We start from the raw sequence: 12,791 nt of genomic DNA, 5'->3' as shown, positions 1-12,791 counted from the left end.
CGGTAGACGGTGGCCTCGTGTGCCTCCTGCCATGAGGGGCCACCGGTCGTGTACGTGGTTCCGGCGCGGGTGAGGGTCCGGTCGATCGCCAGGTGCGGCGCGGTCACTCCCTTGACGAAGCTGCCTTTGCCGTGCCGTACCTCGATGAGCCCTTCGGACCGGAGTGCGGCGACCGCGTTGCGCACGGTGGGGCGGCTGACCTGGTACTCCTCGATGAGCTGAGCCTCGGAGGGAAGAGGACTTCCGGGCGGGTACTCCCCTTCCTCGATGCCCTGTCGGATCGCGTCGGCCACCTGCTGGTACAGGGGTCCGGGGCGCTTGATGCCTGCCATGTCGGCCTTCCGTCGTCGGATCGATTCAGAGTCGCTTACGTCACTCGTCAGCATAAGTGCTTGCCTCTGCGAGTCAAGACATGCATATTCGTCACTCGTAACGACAAGTGACGTCAGGTGCTGGCGTCCGAGAGGTCAAGGAGACCACCACACATGCAGTCCATCCCTGTGGACACGGCGCGGCTGGGCGTACTGCGGTGCGCCATCCCGCCGGAGGTGAAGTACAGCAACGCGGAGACCAAGGAGGTCAAGAAGGACCGGGAGGGCAACCCGGTGTGGACCGTCGCTGTGATGGTCCGTCAGGAAGCGCGTCGGATCTCGGTGATCGAAATCGCGGTGCCGGGCGACCAGAAGGGCGTCACCGAAGGTACGGAGGTCCGGGTAACCGGCCTGGTCGCGTTCGCCTGGGCCATGGGCGACCGGCACGGAATCAGCTTCCGGGCCAACGCGATCACCCCCGTTCCGCCCGGCACGGGCAAGACCGGCGGTGCGGAATGAGTGCGGCGCTCCTGGTCCTGGCGGCCGTCGCGCTCGTCTGGGTTCTGGGCGGGGGAGAGCTGTTACGGCGCCGCTGCCCCGTCGGACACTGGTACATCGCCGGGTACCCGCTGGCGGCCTGGAAGGTGTGGTCTACCTGGCGGCGGGTGACTCTCCTCAACGACCTGACGGTGAACAGGCGTCCGCCGCGCGCCCTGCTCGGGGACCTGGTGGTGAAGGGTGAAGCGCTGCGCCCGGCCATCCCCCGGGTCTCCTTCCCCCGGGCGACACGGCTCGGGCTGTCGGTGACGGTCCGGATGTGTCCGGGGCAGACCCCGGCCGTCTACCGGGCGGCGGCCGACGCCTTCACTCATGCGTGGAAGGTGCACGCGGTCCGGGTCACCTCCCCGGAACGGGGCCTCGTGCGGCTCACCGCACTCGGGACCGATCCGCTGGCGCGCCCCGGGCTGGCGACCGCTCCGAAAGCGCTGCTGTCCGCCCTGACCGGCATTCGAGAGTCCGGCCGGGCCTGGGTGCTCGATCTGCTGGTGGTGCCGCATTGGCTGATCACGGGGGCCACCCGGTCGGGCAAGTCCACGCTCCTCGCCCGGCTGATCGCCGAACTCGCCCCGCAGGATGTTGCGCTGGTAGGGATCGACTGCAAGGGCGGCATGGAACTGGGGCCCTTCGCGTCCCGGCTGTCGGCCCTGGCCACCTCGCGCCGGGAAGCGGTCGCCCTCCTCGGCGGGCTCCTCATCGAGCTGCACCAGCGGGCACGGCTATGCCGGGGAGAGGACGTCCGCTCCATCTGGGAACTGTCGCCGAAGGTGCGGCCCGTCCCGATCGTGGTCATCGTGGATGAGGTGGCGGAGCTGTACCTCTCCGATGGCACCCGCACCGGCCGGGCCGAAGCTGAACAGTGCTCCACCATGCTCCTGCGCCTGGTCCAGCTCGGCGCCGCACTCGGCATTCACCTGGTGGTCGCCGGGCAGCGCGTGGGCTCCGATCTCGGCCCGGGGGTAACGGCCTTGCGGGCTCAGCTCGGCGGCCGGATCTGCCATCGGGTCCATGACCCCGGGACGGCTGAGATGACCTTGGGTGACCTCGACAAGGATGCCGTAGCCGCCGCTCAGTCGATCACCTCCGGCGAACCCGGCGTGGCGATCTGCACCGGTCCCGACGGCGGATGGGAACGCGCCCGCTCCCACCCCCTCACCCCGGAGGAGGCAGCCGCCACCGCAGCCCGGTACGCCGTTCTCACCCCCCGTCTGCGCCACCTCGACCGCGCCATGACCGGAGAGCAGGAAGGCGACGACACATGAGCGAGCAGGCGGCCATCCCCTTCGCCCTGATCTTCGGAATCGTCACCGTCCTCCTCGTCCGCTCGCGCGACGTGAAGGTGTGGCAGGCAGTTGCCATCGGCCTGTTCGGCATCTACCTCGGACAGACACCGGTGATCTTCACCGTCGATTCCGTCGTCACCTGGGCCGTCTCCGGCTTCACCGGCACCTGACAGGAGGTCACATGCCCATGCGCCCCGTGCGCTGCCCCATCTGCAAGGGGGAGCGCCACCGCACCACCCGCACCGGACGCCTGCGGCGCTGCCGCTGCTGCCGGGGCACCGGAACCATCCGCTGACTCACCGCCCATCCGCTCATCGACCAGAGGAGCAGCCATGAACGATCACCCGCCCTCCATCACCCTCCGCGCCGCTAGAGCGGCCCACCCCGAAAGGGCCCCACCATCACCACCCCCACCATCACCACCCCCAACGACACGACCCCGGCGGGCAGGCGCGCCGAACTCGACCACTCGGCGCGCCTGCGCCACCTCACCGAAACAGACCGCGACGCCATCCGACTCGCCAGGGACCCGCAGTTTCCCCGCTGGCTCGAACAGGTCACCGCTACCGGCGGATGCTCCCACCCGGTCCACCTCTCCGGCACCACCACCACACGCGACACCACGACCGGCGAAGTTCTCCACCACTACACCACCCGCGACGAACCCGGCGAACGTCTCCTCATCCGCTGCGGAAACCGCCGCGCCACCGTCTGCGCGCCCTGCTCGCGCCTCCACTCGGGCGACACGTACCACCTCGTCCGCGCGGGCCTCACTGGCGGCAAGAGCGTCCCGGTATCCGTCCGGGACCGCCCCCGCCTCTTCCTCACCCTCACCGCCCCCTCCTTCGGCGCCGTCCACCGGGCCGCCGACGACCAGCCGTGCCGCCCCCGCCGCACCCCCGGCGTCTGCGAACACGGGCGCCCCCTCGGCTGCACCGCCCGGCACTCCGCCACCGACCCCCGGGCCGGGCAACCCCTGTGCGCCGACTGCTACGACTACCCCGCCCATGTCCTGTGGCACGCCCACGCGGGGCAGCTCTGGGACCGCTTCACCCGTGCCGTTCGGCGCCACCTCGCCACGGTCGCCGGCGCCGCCCAAGCCCGATTCCATGATCACGTCCGGCTCTCCTTCGCGAAGATCGCCGAGTACCAGCGGCGGGCAGCCATTCACCTCCATGCCGTCGTACGCCTCGACGGCCCCGGGGGACCCGACGACCCCCCGCCCGCCTGGGGCACCGCCGACACCCTCACCCACGCCGTTCGCACAGCCGCCCGCGCCGTCGCCGTCCGCACCCCCTACAGCCGCGCCGTTGGAGAACTGACCCTGAGCTGGGGCCCTCAGCTCGACGCCCGCACCGTCACAGAGGCGGACACCGACAGCGGCCCGAGTGACGACGCCGTAGCCGCCTACATCGCGAAGTACGTCACCAAAGGCGCCCGCGACACCGGAGCCGGAGCAGACCACCCCATACGCCACCGCGCCGACATCGACACCGTCCCCGCCACTGAACACGCCCGCACCCTCATGCACACGTGCTGGCGACTCGGCGCACTCCCCGAATACGGACCCCTCCGCCTCCGCCCCTGGACACACACCCTCGGATACCGGGGCCACATCCTCACCAAATCCCGCGCCTACTCCACCACCTACACAGCCCTACGCGCCGACCGCGCCGAACACGTCGGCCCCACGGCCACCCCCGATACCGCCGTCGAACACCACTGGCGATACCTCGACTCAGGCCACACCCCCGGCGCCGCGCTCATCGCCTCAGGAATCGCTGAAGACCGGAGCGCGAATGCCGCCTTGATGCGTGAACTTCAAGACGGGCTGCGCGGCCTTGGCTGAACTCAAGAAGGTCACTAGCGGAGACGAGTGGGTCAGGAGGCACCTTGCGCGTGCTCCGACCCGAAACAAGGCGTGGGCCGAGCGCGCGCGTCTACTGCATCGTAAGACGACATGACAGAAGCCCCGGATAAATGTCCGGGGCCTCTGTTTCTATTCCGGCTCGATGTTATTCCCGCCAGATGGGGTGGATGAGGTCAGGGTCGAAAATCCTTCGCCCTCTTCCCGCCGGGTCAATGATCACTGCTGAGAGGCTGTGCAACACGATCTCCCTTTGGCGCTCGATGGGCAGATCGAAGAACTCCGCTTCGGTGAGGTCGGCGGTATTCCCTTTCGCCTCGCGCTGCTTCTGCTCCTTGTGGAACCGGGAACGCTCTAGCTTCAGCTCGTCGCGAAGGCGTTCCTTGTCGGGCAGTAACTGCAAGAGAGTGGAAACTGTGATCTGTTTCGCCTTCTCCGCTTCCATGAGCTGGCGGATATCGGCGATCACGCCCGCTAGTTCCTGCTCCTTCGGCCAATTTTCTTCAGCCGGGCTACGGGCCGTCGCTGCCTTCTCGCGCTGCTCCTTGAGGACAAGGCGCGCAATCAACTTGTCGACGGGCTGGCCGACCCTGGCGACCTTGCCGCAGCCGCCATTGACGACTGAACACTGATAGCTGTACTTCGATGCCTTGGAGCCTTCCGTCCACTTGCGGTTGACTTGACCCCGAATCTTGTTCTTGCACAGACCGCATCGTGCGATGCCTGAGAGCAGGTATTTACGGCCGAGTGGCCTATCGGGGCGCTTCTGTTTCCGCTCGGCGATCGCCTGACAGACCGCCTCCCATTCCTCGACAGTATTGATGGGTTCCCATTCGCCCATGACGGGTTGACCGTCCTCACGGTAAAGGATCTCTCCGTGGTAAGTCCGGTATCCGACCAGTCGGGGGTTGGTGAGGATGTGCTCCACGTGGTGATGTGCCATGCGCGTGGTGCCCGCGCGAGGATTCCCGAGTCCTTTTTCCTGCCACCATCTCCGAATGGTGCCGATGTACACTCCCGTGAGGATATCGCGCTGTGCATCCCGGATGGCCTTGGCGGCTGAAGGGTCGACCCTTTTGCTGTCGTCCTTTCGCCATCCGTACGGCGCTGGGCCTCCGCTACTCTTTCCCTCTTGGGCAAGTGCCAGATGCTTCCGCTTGATCCGACGAGCCATGTCATGGGATGACTTGTTGGCGAACGCAACCATGACTCGTGCCATGGTGCGGCCGTCGGGCGTTCCCAAGTTCACTTCGTTGGTCACCGTCGCGAACTCCAGTCGCGGACGGTCGTCGAAAATCTCGATCAGGCGTTCAAGGTCTCGTGGCTGGCGGGCAAGGCGGTCAAGGTCGTAGGCGATGACTCCGTCAATGAGTCCTGCCCGAAGATCCTTGAGCATCAGTTCGAACTCTTTGCGCACCACTTTGCGCTTGAACGCGGATACGTCGTTGTCCTCGTACACCTTCACGGCGTGCCATGAGCGAAGATCAGCGAGTCGTTCGCAGTCCTCGCGCTGTCGGGCGACGCCCAACTGATCGCCTTCGTCGTCCCGTGAGATGCGGCTATAGATCCCCACTTTTCGTGCCACTGCCGGGGCCTCCCCTGCCTGCGACGTGCCGCGACGATGCCGGAAGAGGCTACTACCCTCATACAGTTCACTCGGCCTGGTCCGTCGAGAAGCCCGTCGTACGCCGTGAAGGGCAGATCCTCGACTCCTGAAGAGGGGTGAGGAGGGGGCCGGGCGGGCCGGCCCCCGGGTCAGATCGTGCCCAGCTTGATCAGTGACAGCAGGGCGAAGAGCTGGATCGCCGACGCGCCCAGCGCCTTCGGCCAGGGCAGGTCGTGCGACTTGCTCACCATCACCGTGAACAGCGCCCCCGCCGCCAGCCAGGTCGCCCAGCCCAGGAGCTGGACGAACGAGTTCTGGCCGCCCAGGAAGAGGGCGAAGAAGAGCCTCGGCGCGTCCGTGACCGCCATGATCAGCATGGAGAGGCCCACGGTGGGCTGCCAGGCGCCGGTACCGCCGAACTGGCGGGCCAGGGTGTGCGTCACCGCGCCCAGGATCGTTCCGCCGATCACGAAGGCGACCGCCGTCATCAGGACCGCGGGCACCGCCGCCGACAGCGTGGCGTTGATGACCTCGTCCCGCGGCTCGTCGAGGCCGAAGATCGCCAGCGCGCCGTAGAGCAGCGTGACCACCAGCGCCGGGCCCCAGACCGGGTAGTCCCGCATCTGGAGGAAGGTCTGCGCCGGTCGGGTGACGATTCCGCTCAGCAACTGCTTCCAGTGCAGCCGCGGGCCCGCCGGTGCGGGCGCGCTGCCCGCCTGGTACGTGGCGCCCTGGCCGTACGGGTCGTCGACCGTGAACGCCCGGGTGTGGCCCGGGTTGTCCGCCGCGTACGGATCATGCTGCGGCTGCTGGTACTGCTGCTGTTGGTGGTGCGGGGGCTGCTGGTGCTGCGGGGGGTACTGACGGCCCTGGTGCGGATCGCCGTAGTACTCCGGCTCCCCGTACGCGGGCTGCTGTCCCCCCTGGTAGCCGCCGCCCGCCTGGGGCCACGGCTGCTGCTGCCCGTACTGCGGGGGCTGGCCCTGGGGCGGCCCCTGCGGCGCCCCCCGTGGGGGGCGCTGCTGCTGCGCGCGGTTGTCCCGGCCGCGTCCGATCCTGAATCCAGCCACGCTCTCGAACGTACCCCGTTCCGGCGGATCGCGACTCCACCGAGGGGACGAGACGGGCCCATTGCGGCGGAGCTGTGACATCCCTTAGGGGGACCCGGAGGGGGTGGCCGGAGGGCCCTCGGGCCGGGGACGTACGAGATTCCCGGCCCGTTCCGTACGTCGCCGTTACTTCACCGGCTCCGGTTCCGGCGCGTCCTCCGGATCCGCCAGCGGCTCCGGGTCCGACGGCGGTGTCTTCACCGAGTCGAGCAGCAGCTGGGCCACGTCCACCACCTGGAGGGATTCCTTGGCGGTGCCCGCGTTCTTCTTGCCGTTGACCGAGTCCGTCAGCATCACCAGGCAGAACGGGCAGGCGGTGGAGACGATGTCCGGGTTGACGGAGAGCGCCTCGTCGACCCGCTCCTCGTTGATCCGCTTGCCGATCCGCTCCTCCATCCACATCCGCGCGCCGCCCGCGCCGCAGCAGAAGCCGCGTTCCTTGTGGCGGTGCATCTCCTGCTGGCGCAGGCCCGGGACGGCCGACATGATCTCGCGCGGCGGGGTGTAGATCTTGTTGTGGCGGCCCAGGTAGCAGGGGTCGTGATAGGTGATCAGGCCCTCGACCGGGGTCACCGGGATCAGCCTGCCCTCGTCGATGAGGTGCTGGAGCAGCTGGGTGTGGTGGATGACCTCGTACTCGCCGCCGAGCTGCGGATACTCGTTGGCGATGGTGTTGAAGCAGTGCGGACAGGTGGAGACGATCTTCTTCGCCGACTTGGGCTTCTTCGTCTCGGGAGCCACCCCGCCATCCTCGTCGAGGGACTCGCCGAAGGCCATGTTCAGCATGGCCACGTTCTCCTGGCCGAGCTGCTGGAACAGCGGCTCGTTGCCCAGCCGGCGGGGCGAGTCGCCGGTGCACTTCTCCTCGCCGCCCATGATCGCGAACTTGACGCCCGCGATGTGCAGCAGTTCGGCGAACGCCTTGGTGGTCTTCTTCGCCCGGTCCTCCAGGGCTCCGGCGCAGCCGACCCAGTAGAGGTAGTCGACCTCGGTGAGGTCCTCCACGTCCCGGCCGACGATCGGGATCTCGAAGTCGACCTCCTTGGTCCACTCGACGCGCGCCTTCTTCGCCAGGCCCCAGGGGTTCCCCTTCTTCTCCAGGTTCTTGAGCATCGTGCCCGCCTCGGAGGGGAACGCGGACTCGATCATCACCTGGTAGCGGCGCATGTCGACGATGTGGTCGATGTGCTCGATGTCGACCGGGCACTGCTCGACACAGGCGCCGCAGGTGGTGCAGGACCACAGCACGTCGGGGTCGATGACGCCGTTCTCCTCCAGCGTCCCGATCAGCGGGCGCTCGGCCTCGGCGAGCGCGGCGGCGGGGACGTCCTTCAGGGCCTCGGCGGACGCCCGCTCCTCATCCCTGAGCCCTTCCATGCCTGCGCCGCCGCCCGCGAGCAGATAGGGCGCCTTGGCGTGGGCGTGGTCCCGCAGGGACATGATCAGCAGCTTGGGGGAGAGCGGCTTGCCGGTGTTCCAGGCGGGGCACTGGGACTGGCAGCGGCCGCATTCGGTGCAGGTGGAGAAGTCGAGAATGCCCTTCCAGGAGAACTGCTCGACCTGCGAGACGCCGTAGACGTCGTCGTCGCCCGGGTCCTCGAAGTCGATCTCCTTGCCGCCGCTGGTCATCGGCTGGAGGGCGCCGAGCGCCGTCGCGCCGTCCGCGTTCCGCTTGAACCAGATATTGGGGAAGCCCAGGAAGCGGTGCCAGGCGACGCCCATATTGGTGTTGAGCGAGACGGTGATCATCCAGACCAGCGATGTGCCGATTTTGATCGCGGCGGTGAGGTAGATCAGGTTCTGGAGGGTGCCGGTGTCCAGTCCGTCGAAGGCGGCGACCAGGGGGTACGAGACGAAGTACGCGGCCTCGTAGCCGGCCACGCCGTGGATGGCGCCTTCCAGTCCGCGCAGGACGAGGATCGCCAGGCCGATGGTGAGGATGACGTACTCGACGAAGTACGCCTGCCATGCCTTGGAGCCGGTGAACCGGGACTTGCGGCCCGCCCGGGAGGGCAGGTTCAGCAGCCGGATCGCGATCAGTACGAGGATGCCCACGACCGTCATCAGACCGATGAACTCGGTATACATCTCGAACGGGATCCAGCCGCCGATGACCGGCAGGATCCACTCGGCCTCGAAGAGCTGGCCGTACGCCTGGAGCAGGGTCGGCGGCAGGGTGAGGAAGCCGATCGCGACGAACCAGTGGGCGAAGCCGACGATGCCCCAGCGGTTCATCCGGGTATGCCCCAGGAACTCCTTCGCCAGGGTGATCGTGCGCTGCTTGGGGTCGTTGACCCGGCTGCCCGCGGGGACGGGCTGGCCGAGCTTGACGAAGCGGTAGATCTGCGCGACGGCTCGGGCGATGAGCGCGACGGCGACCACGGTCAGGACCAGCGACACGACGATCGCGGCGAGCTGCATTTCGGGCTCCTCGGGACTGCGAGGGGAGCGGTCCGGCACGACCGCACTACTAAGCGGTAACTTAATGGTTTCGGGCCGAGACTACCCACTTATGACGCCGCACTGTAGCCGCGCGGGCGGTGATCTGTGTCGCTCAGGCTCGCCTCAGTCCCGGTGGGCGCGGTACGCGGGCTCGGCCTGGTCCGGGGGGCGTGCGGAGGGGCGCGGTACGCGTACGGCGGCGCCGGGCTCCGCGGCCGTACGGGCGGGTCTGCCGCGCCGGAGTACGGGGAGCGTACGGGCCATGATCGCCAGGTCGAGCCCGAGCCAGTGCTCCCGTACGTAGTAGAGGTCCTGGACCGCCATCTCCTCCCACGGCAGCCCCGATCTGCCGCCGGTCTGCCAGAGCCCGGTCATTCCGGGGCGTACGGCGGTACGGGCCCGCTCCGCGCCGGTCAGGATCCGGTCCGGGGGCAGCGGGCGCGGGCCCACCAGTGACATCTCGCCCCGGACCACATGCCAGAGCTGGGGCAGATGGTCCAGGTAGTGGCGGTGCAGCAGCCGGCCGGTCCGGGTGCCGGGGACGGCCCGGAACATCAGCATCCGGAACGGCCGCCCGCCCGCGCCCGCCCGGGCCCCGCCGGTCAGGATCCGGCCGCGCGACGGGACGGCGACGGCGATCGCGAGTGCCAGCAGGGCGGGGGCGAGGAGCAGTAGTAGGAGGGAGCCGCCCAGGAGGTCGACGGCGCGCTTGGAGGGGGACATCGCTCTTCTCCCACCGGAGGGACGGCCAGGGGAATCGTACGGAATGGTGCTGTATGGGGGTTTTGTGAATTCCTCGGTGGACGACTGTGGCAGATCGGGGTCGGGGGGTGGAGATGCCACGCCCGCGCCCGCCCCGCGCCCACCCGCGCCGGTCCCGGAGCCGCGATCCGGCCCGCGGTCGGGGTGCGGATAAGGGGCGGATAAAAGTTGAGCGGGCCCGACTCAGGTCTGTTGACTCGCGCGGAGGTGTGAGGCATCCTTGAGTCAGTTCCACTCAAGTAGTCAGCTGGAGGAATTGACATGGCACGTGCGGTCGGCATCGACCTGGGCACGACTAACTCCGTCGTCAGCGTTCTGGAGGGCGGCGAGCCCACCGTCATCACCAACGCCGAGGGAGCCCGGACCACGCCGTCCGTCGTCGCCTTTGCGAAGAACGGCGAGGTGCTGGTCGGCGAGGTCGCCAAGCGCCAGGCGGTCACCAACGTCGACCGGACGATCCGATCGGTCAAGCGCCACATGGGCACTGACTGGAAGATCGAGATCGACGGCAAGAACTTCAACCCGCAGCAGATGAGCGCCTTCATCCTGCAGAAGCTGAAGCGCGACGCCGAGGCGTACCTGGGCGAGAAGGTGGCCGACGCGGTCATCACCGTCCCGGCGTACTTCAACGACTCGGAGCGCCAGGCCACCAAGGAGGCCGGTGAGATCGCGGGCCTCAACGTCCTGCGGATCGTCAACGAGCCCACCGCGGCCGCCCTGGCGTACGGCCTGGACAAGGACGACCAGACGATCCTCGTCTTCGACCTCGGCGGCGGCACCTTCGACGTGTCCCTGCTGGAGATCGGTGACGGCGTCGTCGAGGTGAAGGCCACCAACGGCGACAACCACCTCGGTGGTGACGACTGGGACCAGCGCGTCGTCGACTACCTGGTCAAGCAGTTCCAGAACGGCCACGGCGTCGACCTCGGCAAGGACAAGATGGCGCTCCAGCGCCTCCGCGAGGCCGCCGAGAAGGCCAAGATCGAGCTGTCGTCGTCCACCGAGACCACGATCAACCTGCCCTACATCACGGCCTCCGCCGAGGGCCCGCTGCACCTGGACGAGAAGCTCACGCGCGCCCAGTTCCAGCAGCTCACCTCGGATCTGCTGGACCGCTGCAAGACCCCGTTCCACAACGTGATCAAGGACGCGGGCATCGCCCTCTCCGAGATCGACCACGTGGTCCTGGTCGGCGGCTCCACCCGGATGCCCGCGGTCGCCGAGCTGGTCAAGGAGCTGACCGGCGGCAAGGAGGCCAACAAGGGTGTGAACCCGGACGAGGTCGTCGCCATCGGCGCCTCCCTCCAGGCCGGTGTCCTCAAGGGCGAGGTCAAGGACGTCCTGCTGCTCGACGTCACCCCGCTGTCCCTCGGTATCGAGACCAAGGGCGGCATCATGACCAAGCTGATCGAGCGGAACACCACGATCCCGACCCGCCGCTCCGAGATCTTCACCACGGCCGAGGACAACCAGCCGTCCGTGCAGATCCAGGTCTACCAGGGCGAGCGCGAGATCGCGGCGTACAACAAGAAGCTCGGCATGTTCGAGCTGACCGGGCTGCCCCCGGCGCCGCGGAACGTCCCGCAGATCGAGGTCTCCTTCGACATCGACGCCAACGGCATCATGCACGTGACCGCCAAGGACCTGGGCACGGGCAAGGAGCAGAAGATGACCGTCACCGGCGGCTCCTCGCTGCCGAAGGACGAGGTCGACCGGATGCGCCAGGAGGCCGAGCAGTACGCGGAGGAGGACCACCGCCGCCGCGAGTCCGCCGAGAGCCGCAACCAGGGCGAGCAGCTCGTCTACCAGACCGAGAAGTTCCTCAAGGACAACGAGGACAAGGTCCCGGGCGAGGTGAAGACCGAGGTCGAGACGGCCGTCACCGAGCTGAAGGAGAAGCTCAAGGGCGAGGACGGGGCCGAGATCCGCACGGCGACCGAGAAGCTGGCGGCCGTCTCCCAGAAGCTCGGCCAGGCGATGTACGCCGACGCGCAGGCCCAGCAGGCCGGCGCGGCCGACGGCGCCCCGCAGGGCGACGCCGGTCAGGCCAAGGCCGACGACGACGTCGTCGACGCCGAGATCGTCGACGACGAGAAGCCCAAGGACGGTGCCGCGTGACGGAGGAGACCCCGGGCTTCGACGAGAAGCCCGACGTCCCCTCCGGCGCCACCGCCGACGACGCCGCCGAGACCGCCGCGCCCTCCGAGAAGGAGGGCCCGGCGGCCCCGGCAGGGGACGCGGAGAAGACCGCAGGCCTGACGGCCGAGCTGGACCAGGCGCGTTCGGCGCTCGCCGAGCGCACCGCCGACCTCCAGCGGCTCCAGGCCGAGTACCAGAACTACCGCCGCCGTGTGGAGCGGGACCGCGTCACGGTCAAGGAGATCGCCACCGCGACCCTCCTGTCCGAGCTGCTGCCCGTGCTGGACGACATCGGCCGCGCCCGGGACCACGGGGAGCTGGTCGGCGGATTCAAGTCCGTCGCCGAGTCCCTGGAGACCGCGGTCGCCAAGATGGGCCTCCAGCAGTTCGGCAAGGAGGGCGAGCCCTTCGACCCGACGATCCACGAGGCGCTGATGCACAGCTACGCGCCGGATGTCACCGAGACGACGTGCGTCGCGGTGCTCCAGCCGGGGTATCGCATCGGCGAGCGGACCATCCGCCCCGCGCGGGTGGCCGTCGCCGAGCCCCAGCCGGGCGCCGGGCCCGCCGCCAAGGAGGGCGACGAGTCCGACGGCGGCGAGGAGACCGGTGGCCGCGAGGCCGACGGTGAGGAGAGCGGTGGCCCGGACAAGGGCTGACGCACAGGAAGGCGTACGCGTACGGAGCGTGCGCGGCACCGCCCGGAAGGAGGGA

Annotated in this window: 11 protein-coding genes; 6 read left to right on the top strand and 5 right to left on the bottom strand. The window is 68.6% G+C overall.

Annotation, left to right across the window (positions count from 1 at the left end; all coding sequences use genetic code 11):
• The coding region (locus ABZ714_RS18120; RefSeq protein WP_358826228.1) for a GntR family transcriptional regulator at positions 1–332 on the bottom strand (332 nt) is incomplete at its 3' end.
• 153 nt (positions 333–485) lie between these two features.
• On the opposite strand from ABZ714_RS18120, the gene ABZ714_RS18115 reads away from it, so the two are divergent.
• From ABZ714_RS18115 to ABZ714_RS18100, 4 genes are all read left to right on the top strand, one after another.
• Positions 486–830 (top strand): hypothetical protein, encoded by a 345-nt coding sequence (locus ABZ714_RS18115; protein WP_358826227.1) that lies wholly within the window; start codon positions 486–488, stop codon positions 828–830.
• Positions 827–2,131: an FtsK/SpoIIIE domain-containing protein gene (locus ABZ714_RS18110; protein WP_358826226.1), complete on the top strand. Its 1,305-nt coding sequence runs from the start codon at positions 827–829 to the stop codon at positions 2,129–2,131. The genes ABZ714_RS18115 and ABZ714_RS18110 overlap by 4 nt, the downstream gene beginning before the upstream one ends.
• Positions 2,128–2,322 carry a hypothetical protein gene (locus ABZ714_RS18105; protein ID WP_358826225.1) on the top strand — a complete coding sequence of 65 codons (195 nt, stop codon included), beginning with the start codon at positions 2,128–2,130 and terminating at the stop codon, positions 2,320–2,322. Before ABZ714_RS18110 ends, ABZ714_RS18105 begins: the two co-directional genes overlap by 4 nt.
• A 230-nt stretch (positions 2,323–2,552) precedes the next feature.
• Positions 2,553–4,001, top strand: a complete 1,449-nt coding sequence (locus ABZ714_RS18100; RefSeq protein ID WP_358826233.1) for a replication initiator — start codon at positions 2,553–2,555, stop codon at positions 3,999–4,001.
• A gap of 166 nt (positions 4,002–4,167) precedes the next feature.
• Here the strand turns inward: ABZ714_RS18100 and ABZ714_RS18095 are convergent, their stop codons facing one another.
• The 4 genes from ABZ714_RS18095 to ABZ714_RS18080 form a co-directional block, all read right to left on the bottom strand.
• Entirely contained in the window at positions 4,168–5,604 is a 1,437-nt protein-coding gene (locus ABZ714_RS18095) for a recombinase family protein (protein WP_358826224.1), read from the bottom strand.
• 170 nt (positions 5,605–5,774) lie between these two features.
• Positions 5,775–6,695, bottom strand: coding sequence for a Yip1 family protein (locus ABZ714_RS18090; protein ID WP_358826223.1), 921 nt, complete (start codon positions 6,693–6,695; stop codon positions 5,775–5,777).
• A 165-nt stretch (positions 6,696–6,860) separates the two neighbouring features.
• Positions 6,861–9,155: a (Fe-S)-binding protein gene (locus ABZ714_RS18085; RefSeq protein WP_358826222.1), complete on the bottom strand. Its 2,295-nt coding sequence runs from the start codon at positions 9,153–9,155 to the stop codon at positions 6,861–6,863.
• Between the two features lie 144 nt (positions 9,156–9,299).
• Complete coding sequence (locus tag ABZ714_RS18080; protein ID WP_358826221.1) at positions 9,300–9,899, bottom strand: sugar transferase; 600 nt, start codon at positions 9,897–9,899, stop codon at positions 9,300–9,302.
• 300 nt (positions 9,900–10,199) lie between these two features.
• Here ABZ714_RS18080 and dnaK point away from each other — a divergent pair, with 300 nt between their 5' ends.
• Together dnaK and grpE are read left to right on the top strand one after the other, a co-directional pair.
• On the top strand, positions 10,200–12,056 hold the full coding sequence (gene dnaK, locus ABZ714_RS18075) for a molecular chaperone DnaK (RefSeq protein WP_358826220.1): 1,857 nt from the start codon (positions 10,200–10,202) through the stop codon (positions 12,054–12,056).
• Complete coding sequence (gene grpE, locus ABZ714_RS18070) at positions 12,053–12,736, top strand: nucleotide exchange factor GrpE (protein WP_358826219.1); 684 nt, start codon at positions 12,053–12,055, stop codon at positions 12,734–12,736. The genes dnaK and grpE overlap by 4 nt, the downstream gene beginning before the upstream one ends.
• Positions 12,737–12,791 lie beyond the last annotated feature (55 nt).

This window comes from Streptomyces sp. NPDC006798 (genome assembly GCF_040635975.1).
GTDB lineage: Bacteria > Actinomycetota > Actinomycetes > Streptomycetales > Streptomycetaceae > Streptomyces.
Note: the sequence above shows the minus strand (reverse complement) of the source record. Positions and strands in the feature narration are given on the sequence as shown.

Excerpts from the sequence above, each read along its gene's own strand:
- ABZ714_RS18115 (WP_358826227.1), top strand. The coding sequence starts at position 486 with ATGCAGTCCATCCCTGTGGACACGGCGCGGCTGGGCGTACTGCGGTGC.
- ABZ714_RS18110 (WP_358826226.1), top strand. The coding sequence starts at position 827 with ATGAGTGCGGCGCTCCTGGTCCTGGCGGCCGTCGCGCTCGTCTGGGTT.
- ABZ714_RS18105 (WP_358826225.1), top strand. The coding sequence starts at position 2,128 with ATGAGCGAGCAGGCGGCCATCCCCTTCGCCCTGATCTTCGGAATCGTC.
- ABZ714_RS18085 (WP_358826222.1), bottom strand. The coding sequence starts at position 9,155 with ATGCAGCTCGCCGCGATCGTCGTGTCGCTGGTCCTGACCGTGGTCGCC.
- ABZ714_RS18080 (WP_358826221.1), bottom strand. The coding sequence starts at position 9,899 with ATGTCCCCCTCCAAGCGCGCCGTCGACCTCCTGGGCGGCTCCCTCCTA.
- dnaK (WP_358826220.1), top strand. The coding sequence starts at position 10,200 with ATGGCACGTGCGGTCGGCATCGACCTGGGCACGACTAACTCCGTCGTC.